This is a genomic window from Pseudomonas sp. MYb185, from assembly GCF_002979975.1.
GTDB lineage: Bacteria > Pseudomonadota > Gammaproteobacteria > Pseudomonadales > Pseudomonadaceae > Halopseudomonas.
The window spans coordinates 19,949-39,659 of sequence record NZ_PCQD01000005.1 but is presented as its reverse complement, the minus strand read 5'-3'; the positions used below and the strand labels follow the sequence as shown (position 1 = coordinate 39,659).

At 61.4% G+C, this 19,711-nt stretch carries 12 protein-coding genes and 1 pseudogene; 11 read left to right on the top strand and 2 right to left on the bottom strand.

Annotation, left to right across the window (positions count from 1 at the left end; translation table 11 throughout):
- Positions 1-57: 57 nt before the first annotated feature.
- The 3 genes and pseudogenes from CQ007_RS19365 to glmS form a co-directional block, all read left to right on the top strand.
- Positions 58-384, top strand: a pseudogene (locus tag CQ007_RS19365) (PAS domain-containing protein); the annotation flags it as partial.
- A 111-nt stretch (positions 385-495) separates the two neighbouring features.
- Positions 496-1,620, top strand: a complete 1,125-nt coding sequence (locus CQ007_RS09045; RefSeq protein WP_371919822.1) for a methyl-accepting chemotaxis protein — start codon at positions 496-498, stop codon at positions 1,618-1,620.
- Positions 1,621-2,333: 713 nt separating this feature from the next.
- A complete protein-coding gene (gene glmS, locus CQ007_RS09040; RefSeq protein WP_105645350.1) occupies positions 2,334-4,157 on the top strand; it encodes a glutamine--fructose-6-phosphate transaminase (isomerizing) in 1,824 nt (607 codons plus the stop codon).
- 21 nt (positions 4,158-4,178) lie between these two features.
- Here glmS and CQ007_RS09035 read toward each other — a convergent pair whose 3' ends face one another.
- On the bottom strand, positions 4,179-6,257 hold the full coding sequence (locus CQ007_RS09035; RefSeq protein WP_105645347.1) for an acyltransferase family protein: 2,079 nt from the start codon (positions 6,255-6,257) through the stop codon (positions 4,179-4,181).
- A 3-nt stretch (positions 6,258-6,260) separates the two neighbouring features.
- The gene (locus tag CQ007_RS09030) at positions 6,261-7,247 is read right to left on the bottom strand and encodes an ATP-grasp fold amidoligase family protein (protein ID WP_105645346.1); all 987 of its coding nucleotides are present in this window, start codon (positions 7,245-7,247) and stop codon (positions 6,261-6,263) included.
- A 248-nt stretch (positions 7,248-7,495) separates the two neighbouring features.
- Between CQ007_RS09030 and CQ007_RS09025 the strand changes: the two genes are divergently transcribed.
- The 8 genes from CQ007_RS09025 to CQ007_RS08985 all read left to right on the top strand — a co-directional run bounded on the left by CQ007_RS09025 (position 7,496) and on the right by CQ007_RS08985 (position 19,689).
- Positions 7,496-8,611 (top strand): winged helix-turn-helix domain-containing protein, encoded by a 1,116-nt coding sequence (locus tag CQ007_RS09025; protein ID WP_105645344.1) that lies wholly within the window; start codon positions 7,496-7,498, stop codon positions 8,609-8,611.
- 197 nt (positions 8,612-8,808) lie between these two features.
- Positions 8,809-11,037 (top strand): polysaccharide biosynthesis tyrosine autokinase, encoded by a 2,229-nt coding sequence (locus CQ007_RS09020; protein WP_105645342.1) that lies wholly within the window; start codon positions 8,809-8,811, stop codon positions 11,035-11,037.
- Between the two features lie 60 nt (positions 11,038-11,097).
- Complete coding sequence (locus CQ007_RS09015; RefSeq protein WP_105645340.1) at positions 11,098-12,420, top strand: UDP-glucose/GDP-mannose dehydrogenase family protein; 1,323 nt, start codon at positions 11,098-11,100, stop codon at positions 12,418-12,420.
- Position 12,421: 1 nt separating this feature from the next.
- Positions 12,422-13,639, top strand: coding sequence for a glycosyltransferase family 4 protein (locus tag CQ007_RS09010; protein ID WP_105645338.1), 1,218 nt, complete (start codon positions 12,422-12,424; stop codon positions 13,637-13,639).
- Between the two features lie 1,023 nt (positions 13,640-14,662).
- Positions 14,663-15,973 carry an O-antigen ligase gene (locus tag CQ007_RS09000; RefSeq protein ID WP_105645334.1) on the top strand — a complete coding sequence of 437 codons (1,311 nt, stop codon included), beginning with the start codon at positions 14,663-14,665 and terminating at the stop codon, positions 15,971-15,973.
- Complete coding sequence (locus CQ007_RS08995; RefSeq protein WP_105645332.1) at positions 15,948-16,949, top strand: glycosyltransferase family 1 protein; 1,002 nt, start codon at positions 15,948-15,950, stop codon at positions 16,947-16,949. The genes CQ007_RS09000 and CQ007_RS08995 overlap by 26 nt, the downstream gene beginning before the upstream one ends.
- Positions 16,950-17,104: 155 nt before the next feature.
- Positions 17,105-18,250, top strand: a complete 1,146-nt coding sequence (locus CQ007_RS08990) for a glycosyltransferase family 4 protein (protein ID WP_105645330.1) — start codon at positions 17,105-17,107, stop codon at positions 18,248-18,250.
- Positions 18,251-18,252: 2 nt separating this feature from the next.
- Positions 18,253-19,689, top strand: coding sequence for a mannose-1-phosphate guanylyltransferase/mannose-6-phosphate isomerase (locus CQ007_RS08985; protein WP_105645328.1), 1,437 nt, complete (start codon positions 18,253-18,255; stop codon positions 19,687-19,689).
- The last annotated feature ends 22 nt before the right edge of the window (positions 19,690-19,711 follow it).

Genomic DNA, 19,711 nt, shown 5'->3' with positions numbered 1-19,711 from the left:
CCACCGGATAACATCTAATTAGAATAGTCCAGATAACCCGAGCCTTCAGGAAACCCCATGCGCAAGAATCTACCCGTGACACAACGGGAGAGAACCTTCAATGCCAACCAGAGACTGATTTCCACCACCAACCTGAAAGGCGTAGTCACCTACTGCAATGACGCCTTCGTCGAGGTTTCCGGCTTCGACCGCGAGGAACTGATCGGCCAGGCGCACAATATCGTGCGCCACCCGGATGTACCCCAGGCGGTCTATGCGCACCTGTGGAATGACCTCAAGCAGGGCCGCAGCTGGATGGGCGTGGTCAAGAATCGCTGCAAGAATGGCGATCACTACTGGGTCAACGCCTTCATCACGCCGATCCGCGAGGACGACGAGGTAGTCGGCTTCGAGTCGGTGCGCACCCAGACCACACCTGACCAGGTCGCCCGTGCCACCCGTCTGTATGCCCGGCTCAATGCCGGACGCAAGGCGGTCCCGGCCGACTGGCTGGGCATGGCGCAGATCATGCTGCCGGTCGCCCTGCTCAGTTGCTTCGGCGGCCTGGCGGTGCATTTTCTCGGTCTCTGGGGGCTGCTGCTGGCAGCGGCGGTTGGTGGCCCGATCGGCATCCTGCTGAAACACATGCGCGACTGCACCCTGCTGCGCATGCTCACCGATGGCGCCGAGAACAGCATTACCGATCCGCTGCTCGCACAGATGTATACCGACCATCGCGGACCACTCGGCCAACTGGAAATGGCCCTGCACAGCCAGCAGGCGCAACTGCGCACCTGCATCACCCGCGTCGCCGACAGCACCGAGCAACTTCGGCAACAGGCCCTGCACAGCAGCGACCTGTCCAGGCAAAGCAGCGAGCAGCTGGAGCGCCAGCGCAACGAAACCGACATGGTGGCGGCCGCCGTCAACGAGATGTCCGCCGCCACCCAGGAAGTGGCCGGCAACGTACATCGCGCAGCCGATGCCGCCCGCAGCGCCAACCAGCAGGCCGAACAGGGCAAGCTGGTGGCCGGCAAGGCCCGCGACTCGATCGAAATGCTCTCCTCCTCGGTCAGCTCCGCCGCCACCGTTGCCTCGCAACTGGCGACCGATGCCAAGGAAATCGGCACCGTGGTGGATGTGATCAAGGGCATCGCCGAGCAGACCAACCTGCTGGCACTCAACGCCGCCATCGAAGCGGCCCGGGCCGGCGAACAGGGACGCGGCTTTGCCGTGGTCGCCGACGAGGTCCGAGCCCTGGCCAAGCGTACCGCCGACTCCACCGAACAGATTCACCGGCTGATCGACAACCTGCAGCAGGCCACCGGCCGGGCCGTCAGCACCATGCACGCCGGCAGCGAACAGGCGGACCAGGGCGTCCAGTTGGTTATCCAGGCTGACGAGGCACTGGACGGCATTCGCCAGGCCATCGAGCGGGTCAATGACATGGCCGGCCAGATTGCCAGCGCCGCCGAGGAGCAGAGCGCCGTGGTCGACGAGATCAACCAGAACATCACCAACATCGCCGTGCTCTCCGACCAGACCGCCACCCACGCCCGGCACAGCGCCGAGATCAACCTGCAACTGGCAGCCAGCGCCACCAGCCAGAGAGCACTGGTGAAGCGCTTCAACCGGCGCTAGGCCCCAGTGTCGTCGCGCAGGCGCGCGACAACCCGAGAACGTGCCGTGCCTGGTTTCGGGGTGTAGCGCCCCTGCGCTACGCCTGCGAGCTCCCTGCAGCAGCCAGCCCGTCGTCGCGCAAGCGCGCGACAACCCGAGAACGCGCTGTGCCTGGTTCGGGGTGTAGTGCCCCTGCGCTGCTGCTGCGAGCTCCCAGCAGCAGCCAGCCCGTCGTCGCGCAGGCGCGCGACAACCCGAGAACGCGCTGTGCCTGGTTTCGGGGTGTAGCGCCCCTGCGCTACGCCTGCGAGCTCCCAGCAGCAGCCAGCCCGTCGTCGCGCAGGGGCGCGACAACCCGAGAACGCGCTGTGCCTGGTTTCGGGGTGTAGCGCCCCTGCGCTACGCCTGCGAGCTCCCAGCAGCAGCCAGCCCGTCGTCGCGCAGGCGCGCGACAACCCGAGAACGTGCTGTGCCTGGTTTCGGGGTGTAGCGCCCCTGCGCTACGCCTGCAAGCTCCCAGCAGCAGCTAGCCCGTCGTCGCGCAGGCGCGCGACAACCCGAGAACGCGCTGTGCCTGGTTCGGGGTGTAGCGCCCCTGCGCGACGCCTGCGAGCTCCCAGCAGCAGCCAGCCCGTTGTCGCGCAGGCGCGCGACAACCCAAACCCCAGAATATCGTCCCTCGACCAGCAGTGTTAAACTGCGGTCTTTGCACCCGGCAACAAGGAAACCACAACATGTGCGGAATCGTCGGCGCGGTCGCTCAGCGCAATATCACCCCCATTCTGCTCGAAGGTCTGCGTCGCCTGGAGTATCGCGGCTATGATTCGGCCGGTGTCGCCGTGTTGGCCGCCGGCACCGGTATTCAGCGGGTTCGCGCCACCGGCAAGGTGGCGGAACTGGAAAAGGCCCTGGCGGCCAGTCCGGCTGATGGCTACCTGGGCATCGCCCATACCCGCTGGGCCACCCATGGCAAGCCCGCCGAGCACAATGCCCATCCGCATGTGTCCAAAGGGCTGGCGATCGTGCACAACGGCATCATCGAAAACCACGCGCCCCTGCGCAGGAAGTTGACCGATCTGGGCTACGTGTTTACCTCCGAGACCGATACCGAAGTGGTCGCGCACCTGATCGCCTGGCATTACAGCCAGACCCCGGATCTGCTGAGCGCCTTTCGCGCCGCCCTCGGTGAACTGCATGGCGCCTATGCATTGGCCCTGGTGCATGAGGATGAACCGCACAACCTGTACTGCGCCCGCATGGGCAGCCCACTGGTCGTTGGCGAGGGCAGCGGCGAACACTACCTGGCGTCCGACCCGCTGGCCCTGCTGCAGGTCACCGACCGCTTCCGCTACTTGGACGAAGGCGACCATGCGCGCCTGAGCCACGACCAATGCGACATCTGGGATCGCGAGTACCAGCAGGCCGAACGTCCGGTCAAACGCTACGAACACGCCGCCCACAGCCTGGAAAAAGGTGAGTACCGTCACTACATGCTCAAGGAAATCTTCGAGCAGCCGGAGGCCATCAGCGACACCCTCAGCGGCACCCTGGGCGACGACCATGTACTGACCGCCATTCTCGGTCCGGAGGCGGAAACCCGTCTGGCAGACATTCAGAACATTCATATCGTCGCCTGCGGCACCAGCTACCACGCCGGGCTGGTCGCCCGCTACTGGATCGAATCCCTGGTCGGGCTGCCCTGCCAGGTTGAGGTGGCCAGCGAGTACCGCTACCGTACCGTGGTGGTACCGGCCAACACATTGCTGATCACCATCTCCCAATCGGGCGAAACCGCCGATACCCTGGCCGCACTGCGCTTCGCCAGGAATCAGGGCTATCTTGCCACCCTGGCCATCTGCAACGTCGCCGGCAGCTCGCTGGTGCGTGAAGCCGACTGGCGGTTGCTGACCCATGCCGGCCCGGAAATCGGCGTCGCCTCGACCAAGGCATTCACCACGCAACTGGTCGCCCTGCTGTGGTTCACCACCGCATTGTTGCAAGTGCGCGACCGCAGCGCGCCGCAGGTAGCCGACAATGTGGCCGCGCTACGCAAGCTACCCGCGCTGATCACTCAGGTACTGGCGCTGGAACCAGCCATCACCGCCCTGGCGCAGCGTTTCGCCAACAAGCACCACGCGCTGTTTCTGGGGCGCGGCCCGCACTACCCCATCGCCATGGAAGGTGCGCTCAAGCTCAAGGAAATCTCCTATATCCACGCCGAGGCCTACGCCGCGGGTGAGCTCAAGCATGGCCCGCTGGCCCTGGTCGACGAGGACATGCCGGTAGTCAGCGTCGCCCCCAGCGACAGCTTGCTGGAAAAGCTCAAATCCAATCTGGAGGAAGTACGCGCCCGCGGCGGCGAACTGATCACCTTCGCCTGTGAAAGCATCGACCAGGAACAGGGCGAAGGAACCATCAGCCTGCCCCAGGTGGACGACATCATCTCTCCGATCCTGTACACCATTCCGCTGCAACTGCTCAGCTATCACGTTGCCCTGGTCAAGGGCACGGATGTCGACAAACCCAGGAACCTGGCCAAGTCGGTGACCGTGGAATAAGCCACTGCGCAAGACCGCTGCTCAGAACACCAGCGGTCTGCCCCTCGGAAAGTGGCTGGCCTGGCGCTCAGCCAACGGCCAGCTAGAGCGGTCGATCGCCTCCGCCAGGAAGCCGCTCAGGGACTTCATGTAAACCGTGGATATATGGCTTCTGTCCTTGTAGATCAGGACATTGCCCGCCACCGCCGGGCAACTGTCACGGGTGCAGAAGTAATCACTCATATCGATGAAATGGATAGCCTGCTCCTTCGCATCCAGCTCTTCCAGCGGCAGGCGCAGATCGGCCGCCAGCGCCTGTTCCCTGGGACGCGAGCAGTGCCGCGAATCAGCGCCATTGATATCCACGCAGGTCGGTACATGGAAGCCCATGAAAGGCGTATCGCGCACGGCGATGATCCTCAGCTGCATCTGCTGCAGCTTCTTCCACTGCTCAACATAGCCATCCGGCACATGCTCCGGGCGATCCGCCGTCGCCGCCACGGTGGCGGTGGTAAACACCAGGTCCGGCGCCAACTGCTCGAGCGCCGCCAGCACATTGTCATTCCATACTGCGCAGGAGTTCTGGCGGTTATCCGGCGATTCATCAGCATTGGCGGTGAAGCGGCAGCCGTTCTTGGTATAGCTCACCAGGCGCCAGTTGCGCTGCAGAGCGATCTTCTCCAATGCCGGCACCCAATGGGTGGCATGTGAGCTGCCCGCCACCGCAATGGTCAGCACACCATCCGCATGGCCATATTGGCAGGCACTCGCCTCGCTCCCCAGCAGACTCTGATGGCAACCCTCGCGATAGGGCTTGGGCACATCCCTGCTGGCCATGAACGGCTCCGGAATGATGGCCGTGTCCTCGGTGGAGCCGTGCGCCAGCCCGGCAGCCAATGCCCGCGCGCCCGGATACAACGATGCATCCACCGTTTCCGGCACCTGATACTGCTCGGCCAGGCCCTGAACCTCATTGCGCCACAGGGCGATTGCCAGCACCAGCGGAGCGAATGCAGCCAAGGCCGTGACATAGACAAAGCCCGGTGACCGCCTGCCAAGATGGCTGCGCACCGGCTTCTCGATCAGTCGGGTGGTTCCCCAGGCCAGCAACAGTGACAGCAGCAGGATCAGCACCCCGCCATACCAGGCAACGCCCAACTCGGCAAAGGTGGCGCGGAAGAAGATCATTATCGGCCAATGCCAGAGATAGAAGGCATAGCTGATGCCGCCCAACCAGATCAACGGTCGAATCGACAGCAACCGGCCTGCACTGCCCCCCACCACGGTCGCTCCGGCCGCCAGGATCAGCGCCGCGCCCAACGAGGGCCAGAGTGCCACGTAACCGGGGAAGCTCAACGACACATCCAGCACCATGCCGCAGCTGAGAATGGCCACCAACCCCAGCCAGCCCATGACCCGACGTATTTCAGCGGGAATCGACGCCCAGGGCATGATCGCCACCAGCCCGCCGAGAGCGAACTGCCAGACCCGGGCAAAGGTATTGAAATAGGCGAAGGTCTGGTTGGCAGCGGTGTGGATGATGGAAAACCCCAGCGACAGGATGAAGACCCCGGCAAACGTCAGCATCACCGCCTGACGGCGATTCAGTTGCAGTCGCCTGCCCAGGTACAGCGCCAGCATGATGACGAACGGCCAGAGCGCATAGAATTGTCCCTGTGCCGACAGCGCCCAGTAATGCTGCACCGGGCTGGGCAGATTGTCGCGTGCCAGGTAGTCCACCGAGTTGAGTGCCAGCAGCCAGTTCTCGAGGTAGAACATCGCCGCCAGGCTTTCCTTCATCGACGGCATCCACAGCGACCGTGGCAACAACAGCCAGGTGCCCAGCAGCACCGCGGCGATGACCAGCAGCGCAGCCGGCAACAACCGCCGGGCCAGGCCCGCCCAGAAAACCAGTGGCCGCACCCGGCCCTGCTGCTCGCATTGCCGCAACAGCGAGAGCGTGATCAGATACCCGGAGGCTACAAAGAACACATCCACGCCACCGGACACCTTGTTCATCCAGATATGAAATATCGCCACCAACAAGGCCGCCAGCGCGCGCAACCCTTCGATGTCTCCGCGAAATGAACCGGCCGCCGACGCCCCGTTGTGTCTGTCCATGCTTCACCCCAGCTCGTTCACCGCATCGTGAAAGTGACTGCTGCGCTCGCTGATCGTCTCGGCAACACTCGGCATGGGCATCTCCGGCCAACGAAACAATGTTCCCAACTTCTCGTCCCATTCCGCCGGATGCAGCTTGAAAGCGCCGGCTCCCGGGGTAAAAGTGATTTCACCCACATAGATACGCTGTTCGAACAGGTACAGATCCACCCGGCAATAGCCAAAGGGTTGCCCCAGCCGCCTGGCCACTTCCAGCATGTCGGACAGATTGTCGGGCGCCGCCGTCACCGCCGCATCGGTGCTCGGCGGCAATGTTCCCCCCAGTCGGAATGGCAGACTTCGCCAGTCCGCCGAATACAGATTCTGGGTCATCCTGCCGAAGCGACCATTGATGACCTGCACGAAGAGAAAGCTTTCCCCTTCGGCAGGATTGAAGACATGCACCTTGTAATCCGCCGGAGGTCCGTTGGGCGTCAATAGCGCCTGCTCGAACAGCACCTGTGGGCGGATCGCCTTGTAGTGTCGTTCACCGCGACATTTGGAAAAGTCATCACGCAGCCAGGAGTTGCCCAACGCTACCAGCTCAGCAATGTTCTCCCGAGACTTATCGGCCACAATGCGAACGGAACCACTGCTGTTGTTGGTTTTCATGACAAACACATCAGGTAATCGATCAAATTGTGACGCAGTTACCATTTCCACCGCATCGTACAACGGGACATTGAACTTCTCACCTACAGTATCCCGGATGTAATCCCGGGCCAGGACCTTATCGGCCAGGCGGGAAAAGTGCGGCAAGGGATAGCGCATTCGGTGATGCAGTTTCTCGGTCAACCGCTTCGGGTCCTTGAAGTTGCACAGTTTGCCGTGTCTTTTCAGATACCGCAGTTGATACTCCACGACCTCGGGTAGAAGATCCAGAACCGGCGACATGATTGACACTCTCGCTTTTTCAGCGATTTTTTCAGCAGAACCACGCAAGATTTCCATATACTTACCCCAGCGCACTTGAGGGAGGCCTAGTCGGTGCAGCAGATACGAGATTGCCACCACCCATCCACAGGGGCTATTCAGGCATGAAAAACAGCGGCCCGCCTTCACGAATCAGTAACGCCGGTTCAGCAGTAACCAATCAATAACGGTTCAATAACGCAGCACACTTAATCAGCAAACATCTGCCTTAATAAGTCGTGGTTCACCAATAGCGTCGTAATTCATCTCTGCTGAGGAGACGGCATATGGATTTACTGTATAAGCGACCTGCCAGGCTGTACCGATACTTCTTCGGTACAGCCGAATTCAATGAAGCGAAGTTCGAACTCAGGATTAACGGAGCGCCTGTAGCGATTGAGCGTAGACCATTGGTATTACTGGCAAAAATGCTCGAGCACGCAGACCAGGTGGTGACCAAGGGCGAGCTGCTGCAAACGGTCTGGGGCGGCCGCCTCACCGTGGAGAATGTATTGGCTAACGCGACGGCCAAGCTGCGCAAGGCCCTGGGAGAAAATGCCACGCTCCTGGTTACCATCCCCCGCGTCGGCTACCGCATCAAGGGGCCGGTCAGAAAGATGGAAGCCGCGCCTGATTGCAGCATCATCCCCTCGCCCCAGCTCACTCCACGTCAGGTGAAAAGCAATCCCCTGTTCACCAGCGCACGGATCAGCCCGCCACCGCCGTCATCGCATTACCTGGATGTCATTTCGCTCAATCCAACCGACGAGCAGGGCAGCTTCGGAGCCACCGTCGATGTCGAGCCAGAAGTAGCGGGAACATACGCGGAGGACACCGCCTTCCACGCAGCAGGTGGTACCAGTCTGGATGCCTGGGCCGGACGGCACCACCTATCCATCATGCCGATCGAGCACCGGCTCGATCTTTTCATGAACCTTGCCAGGGAAGTGTCCATGCAGCACTCCAAAGGCACCGTGCATTCATTTCTGAAGCCCGGCAACCTGTTTGTGTCCGAAGACGGTCATATCCAGATCACTGCACCTGGCAAGTCAGTGAGCAATCCCGTCACGGAATGTAATTGCAGCGATTGCAGCTGTTTCTACCGCGCTCCGGAAACCTACCGCAATTGCGGCGTCTCCCAGCGCAGCGATATTTATTCTCTGGGAATTCTGCTGTACCAGATACTGGCCTCGGATTTTTCCCGGCCACTGCTTCCTGACTGGCGACAAGACATTACCAATAGATCGATCCAGCATACGATAGAAGCAGCCACACACTCCTGCCCTTCCCTGCGGCCGGCGTCTGTGGAAGACCTAGTCAAGCCCCTGTACACCCACCGAATCGGACATCACCAACAGCCTGAAATCTGGTCGGCTGCCCTGGCAAACATGTTCCGGCAGTAGCGGTACGTTTTACCAAACTGCTTTTTCTCAAACGTGCAGTAGCCGTTGTGGCTGCCGTATGCCCGCCCGAGAAAGTTTTAACAAATAGAACTCAACAGTTTTCAGGATCCGACTGCAAATCCTGGGGCGGTAGCGTGCCTGAAAAAGGCCATGCCAGAGCTTCACCATCCTTAATTTGCGCCTGCGCAAGGATAATCATGCAAAACATCACGTCTCCCTATCGGAACCAGAGCAATACCGATGAAATCGATCTGGCGGTGCTGTTCGGCGCGCTCATCGAGGGCAAATGGGTCATCGTCGGCCTGACCGTCGTCTTTGCCCTGCTGGGCATGGCCTACGCCATCCTGGCGACGCCGATCTACCAGGCCAACGCCTTGATCCAGGTCGAGGAAAAAAGCGGCGGTCGCCTGGCAGGGCTCTCGGAACTCTCTGACGTCTTCGGCACCCCTTCCAAAGCCGTCACGGAGATCGAGCTGCTCAAATCCAGAGCGGTGATAGGTCAGGCCGTGATCAACCTGAAACTGGATACGGTTTCCGCGCCCAACCACTTCCCCCTCATCGGTGAGTGGGCGGCGCGGCGCTTTCAACCGCAGTTCAAGGGCGAGCTGGCCATCCCCTGGTTTGGTCTGGCCGAATATGCCTGGGGTGGCGAGGAGCTGGATATCTTCCAGTTGGAGGTGCCGGTCGAGTATCTGGACAAGCCCCTGACGCTGGTCGCCGGTGAGTATGATTACTTCAGTATCTACGATGAACATGACACACAGCTGCTGGCTGGCCAGACCGGCCAGCAGATCGACCAGAACGGCTTCAAGGTACAGATCGCCACGTTGCTGGCCCGACCAGGCACGCGTTTCAGCGTATCCCGCAACCGTCTGCTGAACACCATCATGTACTACCAGAACGAGCTGGAGGCCAGCGAACGTTCCAAGGATTCCGGCATCATCAGCCTGAGCTTGCAGCATCCGGATCACCGGCACTCCATTCGCGTACTGGATGAAGTCAGCCGTCTCTATGTTCGCCAGAACGTTGAGCGCAACTCCGCCGAAGCGGCGCAGAGCCTGGAATTCCTGCGCGAGCAGTTGCCCCAGGTTCGCTCGGAACTGGAGCGCTACGAGCAGGCCCTGAATGACTTCCAGATGAGCAGCAAGTCGGTCGATATCTCCATCGAGACCCAGTCGGTACTGAGTCAGATCATCGAACTGGATACCCTGATCTCCGAGCAGAATCTCAAGCGCGCCGAGCTGCAACGCCGCTTCACTGGCGAGCATCCGTCCTACCAGATCCTGCTCGAGCAGACCCAGCAGTTGCAGCGCCAGCGCAACGAGTTGAGCAAGAAGGTCGACGAACTGCCCGAAACCCAGCAGGAGCTGCTACGCCTGTCCCGGGACGTAGCGGTGACCACCGAGGTGTATACCGCGATGCTCAACCGCTCCCAGGAGCTGGATGTACTGCGCGCCGGCACCGTCGGCAACGTGCGCATCATCGACGCCGCGGATGCCAGCGTATCGCGCCCGGTCAAACCGAAGAAGGCACTGATCACCGTCCTGGCCACGCTGTTCGGCGGCTTTCTCGGCGTTGCCGTGGTGCTGCTGCGGCAGATCCATAATCGCGGCGTGGAAAATCCCGAGGTCATCGAGCACCTGGGGCTGCCGGTGTATGCCGCCATCCCATTCAGCAAGGACCAGGAGTATCTGGAGAAGAACCTGCGCAGCAACAGCAAGGCGGCACAACGCAACTCCCTGTTGCTGGCCATGAAAAACCCCGCCGACCTGGCCGTGGAGTCCCTGCGCCGCCTGCGCACCAGCCTGCACTTCGCTCATGCCGAAGCGAAGAACAACGTGCTGATGATTTCCGGCCCCAGCCCCTCGGTGGGCAAGTCCTTCGTCGCCGCCAACCTGGCCGCAACCATGGCCCAGGCCGGGCAGAAGGTACTGCTGATCGATGCGGACATGCGCAAGGGCTATCTCAACAAGGTATTTCGCCTGCCCCCCAGGGACGGACTATCCGAGCTGCTCACCGCGCGGCTCAGCCTCGACGGCGCCATCCATCGTACCGAGATCGACAGCCTGGACCTGATACCCCGCGGGCGTATTCCGCCCAACCCTTCCGAGCTGCTGATGCATGAGAACTTCCGTCGCTTCCTCAGTGAAGTCGACGAGCGCTACGACCTGATCGTGATCGACACGCCACCGGTACTCGCGGTTACCGATGCCTCCATTGTCGGTCGCGAGGCGGGCATCTGCCTGCTGGTGACCCGCTTCGGCCAGAACTCGGCCAAGGAGATCGAAGCCGCCAAGCGCTGTTTCGAGCAGGACGATATCCAGCTCAAGGGAGCCATCTTCAACGCCGTAATCAAGAAGTCATCCGTGTATGGATACAGTCACTACGGCCATTACTTCTACGAATACAAATCCGAGAAGGCCTGAACGCCCGGTTGATCCCCCACCCGCTGACCCACTCTGCCCTCTTGATGACAGGGAACGAACATGAAAGTAACCGTATTCGGCACCGGCTATGTCGGCCTGGTGCAAGGCGCCGTGCTCGCAGAAGTCGGCCATCACGTCGTCTGCGTTGATGTGGACCCAGACAAGATCGAGCAGCTCAAGCAAGGCCAGATCCCGATCCATGAACCCGGTCTGGAAAACCTGGTCAGGGACAACCACGCCGCAGGCCGGCTGCACTTCACCACCGACGCGGCGCAGGGCGTGCAGCACGGCAGCGTCCAGTTCATCGCTGTCGGCACGCCACCGGATGAAGATGGCTCCGCCGACCTGCAATACGTCCTCGCCGTGGCCAGCACCATCGCCGAGCATATGGACGGTCATCGCATCATCGTCAACAAGTCCACCGTACCGGTGGGCACCGCCCGGCGCGTGCATGACACCGTCAGCCGGATACTCGCTGGCCGGGGCAATCAGACGCTGACCTTCGAGGTGCTCTCCAACCCCGAATTTCTCAAGGAAGGCTCGGCGGTGGCCGATTGCATGCGTCCCGACCGCATCATCATCGGTACCGACAGCAGTGAAGCCGAGGAAGTGATGCGCGAGCTGTACGCTCCGTTCAATCGCATTCACGAGAAAATCATCGTCATGGATGTGCAGAGCGCGGAGCTGACCAAGTATGCCGCCAACTGCATGCTCGCCACCAAGATCAGCTTCATGAACGAAATGGCCAACCTTGCCGAACAGCTGGGTGCCGATATCGAGATGGTGCGCCAGGGCATCGGCTCGGATCCGCGCATCGGCTATCACTTCATCTACGCCGGCGCCGGTTATGGCGGCTCCTGTTTCCCCAAGGACATCCAGGCCCTGATCCGCACCGCGGACAGCATCGACTTCGACGCGCGCATTCTCAAGGCGGTCGAATCACGCAACAAGGAACAGAAGACCATGTTGTTCCGCAAGATATCCCGGCACTTCAACGGCGACCTCAGTGGCAAGACCTTCGCCATCTGGGGGCTGGCGTTCAAACCCAATACCAATGACATGCGTGAAGCCCCCAGCCGGGTGCTGATGGAAGCGCTCTGGCAAGCGGGGGCACGAGTGCAGGCCTATGATCCCGAAGCCATGGAAGAGACCCAGCGCCTGTATCTGCATCGTGATGATCTGCAGCTGTGCGGTACCAAGGAGTCTGCCCTCAGGGGCGCCGATGCGCTGATCCTGATCACCGACTGGCAGGCATTCAAGGCGCCGGACTTCGAGCTGATCGCCAACTACCTGAGCAGTCCGGTGATCTTCGATGGACGCAACCTGTATGACCCCGTGCGCATGCAGAAAAAGGGCTTCCACTATTACGCCATAGGGCGATGAAATGAAGATCGCCATGCTCAATACCCTGTATTACCCCTACCGGATCGGCGGCGCCGAGGTGTCCGTGCAACTGCTGGCCGAATCGCTGGCCGATGCCGGGCATGGGGTCAGCGTCATTACCTTGCATGACGCGCAGCAGCGAACGGTGGAACAACTCAACGGCGTGACCCTGTATCGCCTGCCGCTGCGAAACATCTATTGGCCATTCTCGCCAACGCGCAATTCCCTGCTGCGCCTATCGTGGCATCTGCTGGATATCTACAACCCGCTGGCGCGGGCGGATGTGCGTGACTTGCTGGAACAGATCCAACCGGATGTGCTGCACACCAACAACCTGGCCGGATTCTCCGTGGCAGTGTGGGATGCAGCGCGGGCGCTGGGCATTGCGGTGGTGCATACTTCGCGGGACTACTATCTGATCCACCCCAACTGCACGCTGTATGACGGCAAGCACAACCAGAACCCCGCATCCTTGTCTTGCCGGCTGTTCTCCCTGGTGAAGAAATGGCGCTCGCAGCACGTTGAGCGCTATGTAGCGATCAGCGACCATGTCGGCAGACTGCACAAGGAGCTTGGCTATTTCCCGCAGGCGCCCGCCGAGGTGATCTACAACTCGATAGCCCAGCCGGACCAGCCACCACGGGCCGACGCGACAGAGGCCGTCATCACGCTTGGCTATCTGGGCAGGATCGAGCCATCCAAGGGGATCGAAGTCGCGCTGCAGGTGTGTCGCAGGCTCGGGCCGGGCTACCGCCTGCAGATCGCCGGCACTGGCCAGCCCGCGTATATGGCGCAGTTGCAGGCCGCCAATGGGGATCTGCCGCTGACCTGGCTGGGGCATGTACCACCGGCGCAGTTCTTCCCCAACATCGACATCCTGCTGGTGCCCTCGCAATGGGCCGAGCCCCTGGGCCGGGTGGTGCTGGAAGCGGCCTCCTATGGTGTACCGGTGGTCGGCTCGGATCGCGGTGGCATTCCGGAAATCATCAACCAGGGCCAAACCGGCTACGCCTGCCCGCCCGATGATGCCGACGCCTTCGCCGACGCCGTAGGCAAACTGGCCAGGCAGGACCGGCAGGAAGTCGCCACGCAATGCACCACCTGGGCCGAGCAGTTCTCCCGACAAGGCATCACCCAGCACTACCTGCGCACCTTCGAACAACTCGCCCAGCGGCACGAGCTGTCAAACACACGCTCACCAACAACACCCCTGGCGTAGCGCAGGCGCACTACACCCCAAGGAAGGTCGAGTTCCATCTCGACCAGCAGAGCAGCATGAAACACCGCAGGCCGGGATGGAACCCGGCCCTCCATAACACCGGGTTGTCGAGCACCCGCTCGACGACAACACCACAGGCGTAGCACCCAAACACAGACCCGAAAGGAAGGTCGAGTTCCATCTCGACCAGCAGAGCGCCATGAAACACCGCAGGCCGGGATGGAACCCGGCCCTCCATTACACCGGGTTGTCGAGCCCCCGCTCGACGACAACACCACGGACATAGCGCCCAAACGCAGCCCAGAAAGGAAGGTCGAGTTCCATCTCGACCAGCAGCGCGCCATGAAACACCGCAGGCCGGGATGGAACCCGGCCATCCATAACACCGGGTTGTCGAGCGCCTGCTCGACGACAACACCACAGGCATAGCGCCCAAACACAGATCCGGGGCGGTACACCCAAGGAAGAAGGAAGGTCGAGTTCCATCTCGACCAGCAGCGCGCCATGAGACGCCGCAGGCCGGGATGGAACCCGGCCCTCCATAACACCGGGTTGTCGAGCGCCCGCTCGACGACAACACCACAGGCGTAGCGCCCAAACGCAGACCCGAAAGGAAGGTCGATCGCGACCCGGTCGAGTTCCATCTCGACCAGCAGAGCAACATGAAACACCGCAGGCCGGGATGGAACCCGGCCCTCCATAACACCGGGTTGTCGAGCGCCTGCTCGACGACAACACCACAGGCGTAACGCCCAAACGCAGAACCGAAAGGAAGGTCGATCGCGACCCGGTCGAGTTCCATCTCGACCAGCAGAGCTGCATGAGACACCGCAGGCCGGGATGGAACCCGGCCATCCATTACACCGGGTTGTCGAGCGCCTGCTCGACGACAACACCACAGGCGTAGCGCCCAAACGCAACCCATAAAGGAAGGTCGAGTTCCATCTCGACCAGCAGCGCGCCATGAGACACCGCAGGCCGGGATGGAACCCGGCCATCCATTAACAACCAGACCGAGCCATCATGAAACCCCAGTATTTCCGCCTCAACACAGCATTCCTGTTGCTGGTATTCCTGTTCGTCGTACTCGGCAACCTGCCGCGCTTCGTGCCGATTGCCGGCTCGTTCGGCAACATCAATGCCAGCGAACTGGTCCTGTACCTGTGCGCCGCGCCGATCCTGGTCAAGAACTTCAAGCGGCTCATCACTTCCAGGGCGGTACTGTTCCTGCTGTGCCTCAACACCTTCTCCCTCGGAGTCGGCATCTATCACTACGGCGCGGCCAGCGACGCTATCTTCTACAACATCCGCCTCAGCGCCATGATCCTCTCGGCCTTTGCCGCCGGCGTGGCCATGCACTGGATATTCCGTGACGACATCTCCCGGTTGGCCAAGGCGTTCACCATCACCTATGGCGTCGCCACGGTCTTCAGCTTCGTGGTGCTGGCCATGTATCCCGACTCTACCGTGCTCTGGCTCAAGCTCGAGCAGATGGGCATCAACTTCACTGGCGACCCCCACCAGTTCCGCCTGGTCTCCACCTATCTGGACCCGAACTTCTTCGGCACCATCATAGTGCTGCCGATCCTGATGGCGACCATGGTCATCCGCCATACCCACTATTTCGGCATCTTCCTGCTGATGGTGGTAGCGCTGCTGTTCAGCTTCTCCCGCTCTGGCATCTCCCTGGCGCTGTTCGCCTTCGCCTGCCTGTTCGGTATCAGGCTGCTGAGCACCGTCACCCAGTACCAGATGAAGCGCATTACCGTGCGCCCGGCCCACGTCTATTTCCTGCTGCTGTCACCGTTTCTGATCCTGGCGCTGATCTACAGTTTCGACAGCCAGATCGAACGGGTAGTCGAGCGCTTCACCACCACCCGCGCCGACAACTCCGCGCTGTCGCGGGTCAGGGCATTCCAGACCGGGGTCAACCTGATTGCCGAGCATCCCCTGCTGGGGCATGGCTACAACTTTTCCATAAGGCAGTTGTTCAAGACCGGCACCAAGGTGGACTCCAGCCTGCAACTGGTAATCATCAGCTATGGCTTCGTCGGCACCCTGCTCAGCTTTATCGCAGCCGGGGCCTGGGCCTGGGTCATCAGCAACAAGCTGCGCCTGCTGGCCTCGCCCCTGCCCTACCTGCTGTTCAAGAAACTCGTCGTCTACACCGCACTGACCCTGCTCTGGGCCGGGCACTTCAACCAGATTGTCTTCTATCCGTTCTGGCTGTTGCCGGTCCTGGCGCTGTTCTTCTACTTCGACCAGCTCTGCGTAAGTCTGAAATCCCCTCAATTTTCACGGAGCCACCATGCAGCACTCGCACATAGCCTTTGATTCCAGGTGGATCGGCCAGCATGGCATTGGCCGCTTCGCCACCGAACTGCAGGACCGACTCAACTTCACCTGCCTGTTCACCGATGCGGGCCATCCAAGCTCCTTCGTATCCTCGGTCAAGCTCGGTCGCTGGCTGGCCAGCAGTGGCGCCAAGGCCTTGTACAGCCCGGGCTATATCCCGCCGTCGACCAGCCGCCTGCCCTTCGTGTTCACCATCCATGACCTCAATCATCTGGATGTCGAACACAACAGCTCGGCGCTGAAAAAGCTTTTCTATCAACTGATCATCCGCCCCGCGGTACACCAGGCCGCGCAGGTGCTGACCGTGTCGGAATTCTCGCGTCGGCGCATCATCGACTGGGCAGGCTGCCAGCCGGAGTGCGTCAGTGTGGTAGGCAACGGCGTCAGCGATGTATTCCACAGCGAGGTGGCGCCCAAACAGCCCGGTTTCCCCTACTTCTTCTGTTGCAGCAACCGCAAGGGCCACAAGAATGAGCAGCGCCTGGTGCGGGCCTTCGGACACAGCGGCCTGCATCGCGACAGCAAACTGGTGTTCACCGGCACGACCACACCCGACCTGCAACGCCTGATCCACCGTGAAGGTCTGGAGCAAAAGGTGGTATTCACCGGGCGTATCAGCGAAACCGAACTGGCCTCCTGGTACCGCGGCGCCATCGCTACGGTGTTCCCCTCCCTGTACGAAGGCTTCGGCCTGCCGGTGGCCGAAAGCATGGCCTGCGGCACACCAGTCATCACCTCGCGGATCTCTTCCATGCCGGAAGTCGGCGCGGGCGCCGCACTGTATGTCGACCCGACGGATACCGAAAGCATCGCCACCGCCATGATCGCCGTGGCGGGTAGTACGGAACTGAGTGACACCCTCAGCGCCAAGGGCCTGATCCAGGCCCGCAACTTCACCTGGGACAGAACCGCAGAACTGGTCAGCCAGGCACTGGAAAAGCTGCCGGCCCACTAACCACAGACGTCATTACGAACCGTGAAACGGTGAAGCAATCCACAGGCTCGGTGCCCATGGATTGCCACGCCCTTCGGGCTCGCAATGGCCAGTAGAAACACCACCAACGACAGGGTGGGAGTTCTCATCGTTCATCAACATCAAAGGAACCTGCAATGAAAGTTGCCATCGTTGTTGACTGGCTCACCGTCTATTCAGGCGCCGAGCGTGTAGTCGAACAGATATTGAAGCTGTACCCGGACGCCGACCTGTTTTCCCTGGTCGACTTCCTGGAAGAGGATCAGCGTGCTTTCCTCAATGGCAAGCAGGCCACCACCTCGTTCATTCAGCGCATGCCCATGGCCAGGAAGCGTTACCGCAACTATCTGCCGCTGATGCCGCTGGCCATCGAACAGTTCGACCTGAGCAGCTATGACCTGATCATTTCCAGCTCACATGCCGTAGCCAAGGGCGTGCTGACCGGGCCGGACCAGTTGCATATCTGCTACATCCACTCGCCGGTGCGCTACGCCTGGGACCTGCAGCACCAATACCTGTCGGAGTCCGGCCTCAGCCGCGGGCTGAAGAACTGGATCGCCCGCTGGTCGCTGCATTACATCCGTAACTTCGATGCGCGCTCCTCACTCGGCGTCAACGTGTTCATCGCCAACTCCGAGTTCATCGCCCGGCGCGTGCAGAAGTGCTACCGACGCCCGGCCGAGGTGGTGTACCCGCCGGTGAACATCCAGGATTTCACCCTGCAGCGCAGCAAGCAAGAGTTCTATGTCGCCGCCTCGCGCATGGTGCCCTACAAACGCATGGACCTGATCGCCGAGGCCTTCCGGCAGATGCCCGAGCGCCAACTGGTGATCATCGGTGACGGCCCGGATATCCATAAGGTACGCAGCAAGGCGGCCGGCGCCGCCAACATCACCGTTACCGGCTTTCTGCCCTTCCCCGAAATGAAACGCCACATGCAGGAAGCCAAGGCGTTCGTGTTCGCCGCCGAAGAGGATTTCGGCATCACCCCGGTCGAGGCCATGGCCTGCGGCACGCCGGTGATCGCCTATGGCAAGGGCGGAGCCCTGGAAACCGTCATTGACGGCCGAACAGGGCTGTTCTTCCCCCAGCAGAATGTCGAATCGCTCATCCAGGCTGTGGAGCGCTTCGAAACGACCGGCCACGCCATCAGTCCCGAAAGCTGCCGTGAACAGGCGGAGCACTTTTCCGTCGAGCTGTTTCGCGAACGGTTTTCCCGGACGGTGGCTGTGGCCATCCAGGAGTTCAACCTGCATCCCTCTTTCAGCCCGACAGGAGTATGACCATGTTGCAGCCCGTAATCATGGCCGGCGGTTCCGGTTCCCGACTCTGGCCACTATCCCGCCAGCTCAATCCCAAGCAATTCCTGCCACTGGCGGACCAGCAGTTGACCATGCTGCAGGCCACCATCGGCCGCCTCAGGGGGCTGTCCTGCGCACAACCGCTATTGATCTGCAATGAGCAGCACCGTTTCATGGCTGCCACGCAGCTGGAGCAGTTGGGCATGGATGATACCCGCATCATTCTCGAACCATGCGGGCGCAATACCGCACCGGCCATCGCCCTGGCAGCGATCAAACTGGCTACCGCCGGGCAGGATCCGCTGCTGCTGATTCTCGCGGCCGACCACCGGATTGCCGATGTTGCAGCCTTCCATGACAGCATACAGGCAGCGATTCCGCTGGCCGAAGCCGGCAAACTGGTCACCTTCGGCATAGTGCCGACCAGCGCCGAGACCGGCTACGGCTATATCCAGCAGGGCCAGCGATTGAGTGAGCGGGCGTATGCCGTCAACCGCTTCGTGGAGAAGCCCGACGCCGACACCGCCCATGCCTATGTGGAATCAGGAGAATACTTCTGGAACAGCGGCATGTTCCTGTTCCGCGCCTCGCGCTACCTGGAGGAGCTGGCCGAGCACCGTCCGGATATTCTCACCGCCTGCCGGGAAGCGGCGCTGGGCAAAGCCTATGACATGCTGTTCACCCGGGTCGATGCCGAAGCCTTCGCCGCCTGCCCGGATGAATCCATCGACTACGCCGTCATGGAAAATACCGCCGATGCCGTGGTGGTCGGCCTGGATGCCGGCTGGAGTGATATCGGCTCCTGGTCCGCCTTGTGGGACATCAGCGACAAGGATGCCGCAGGCAATGCTGTGCAGGGCGACGTGCTGGCCCATGAATCGCGCAACACCCTGATCCGCGCCGACCACCGCCTGGTCGCCACCCTCGGCGTGGATGACCTGATCATCGTCGAAACCAAGGACGCCGTACTGGTCGCACACCGCGACCGGGTGCAGGACGTCAAGGCCCTGGTGGAAAAGCTCAAGACCACCGGCCGCCAGGAGCACATCAGCCACCGGGAAGTCTATCGCCCCTGGGGCGTATACGACTCCATCGATCATGGCCATCGCTACCAGGTCAAGCACATCACCGTGAAACCCGGCGCCAAGCTGTCCCTGCAGATGCACCATCACCGCGCCGAACACTGGATCGTGGTCTGCGGTACCGCCAAGGTCACCAATGGCGACAAGACCTACCTGGTGACGGAGAACCAGTCTTCCTACATCCCCATCGGCCAGGTCCACACCCTGGAAAACCCCGGCGTCATCGACCTGCAACTGATCGAAGTGCAATCGGGCTCCTATCTGGGCGAGGACGACATCGTGCGATTCGAGGACAGGTACGGGCGAGTGGAAAAAGCCCCTGCCACCACCAAGGCGTAGCCCCCCAACCGCACGGAACCCG

What these genes read in the sequence shown, in the direction of transcription:
- CQ007_RS09045 (WP_371919822.1), top strand. Translation starts at nt 496, where the DNA reads ATGGCGCAGATCATGCTGCCGGTCGCCCTGCTCAGTTGCTTCGGCGGC.
- glmS (WP_105645350.1), top strand. Translation starts at nt 2,334, where the DNA reads ATGTGCGGAATCGTCGGCGCGGTCGCTCAGCGCAATATCACCCCCATT.
- CQ007_RS09035 (WP_105645347.1), bottom strand. Translation starts at nt 6,257, where the DNA reads ATGGACAGACACAACGGGGCGTCGGCGGCCGGTTCATTTCGCGGAGAC.
- CQ007_RS09030 (WP_105645346.1), bottom strand. Translation starts at nt 7,247, where the DNA reads ATGGAAATCTTGCGTGGTTCTGCTGAAAAAATCGCTGAAAAAGCGAGA.
- CQ007_RS09025 (WP_105645344.1), top strand. Translation starts at nt 7,496, where the DNA reads ATGGATTTACTGTATAAGCGACCTGCCAGGCTGTACCGATACTTCTTC.
- CQ007_RS09020 (WP_105645342.1), top strand. Translation starts at nt 8,809, where the DNA reads ATGCAAAACATCACGTCTCCCTATCGGAACCAGAGCAATACCGATGAA.
- CQ007_RS09015 (WP_105645340.1), top strand. Translation starts at nt 11,098, where the DNA reads ATGAAAGTAACCGTATTCGGCACCGGCTATGTCGGCCTGGTGCAAGGC.
- CQ007_RS09010 (WP_105645338.1), top strand. Translation starts at nt 12,422, where the DNA reads ATGAAGATCGCCATGCTCAATACCCTGTATTACCCCTACCGGATCGGC.
- CQ007_RS09000 (WP_105645334.1), top strand. Translation starts at nt 14,663, where the DNA reads ATGAAACCCCAGTATTTCCGCCTCAACACAGCATTCCTGTTGCTGGTA.
- CQ007_RS08995 (WP_105645332.1), top strand. Translation starts at nt 15,948, where the DNA reads ATGCAGCACTCGCACATAGCCTTTGATTCCAGGTGGATCGGCCAGCAT.
- CQ007_RS08990 (WP_105645330.1), top strand. Translation starts at nt 17,105, where the DNA reads ATGAAAGTTGCCATCGTTGTTGACTGGCTCACCGTCTATTCAGGCGCC.
- CQ007_RS08985 (WP_105645328.1), top strand. Translation starts at nt 18,253, where the DNA reads ATGTTGCAGCCCGTAATCATGGCCGGCGGTTCCGGTTCCCGACTCTGG.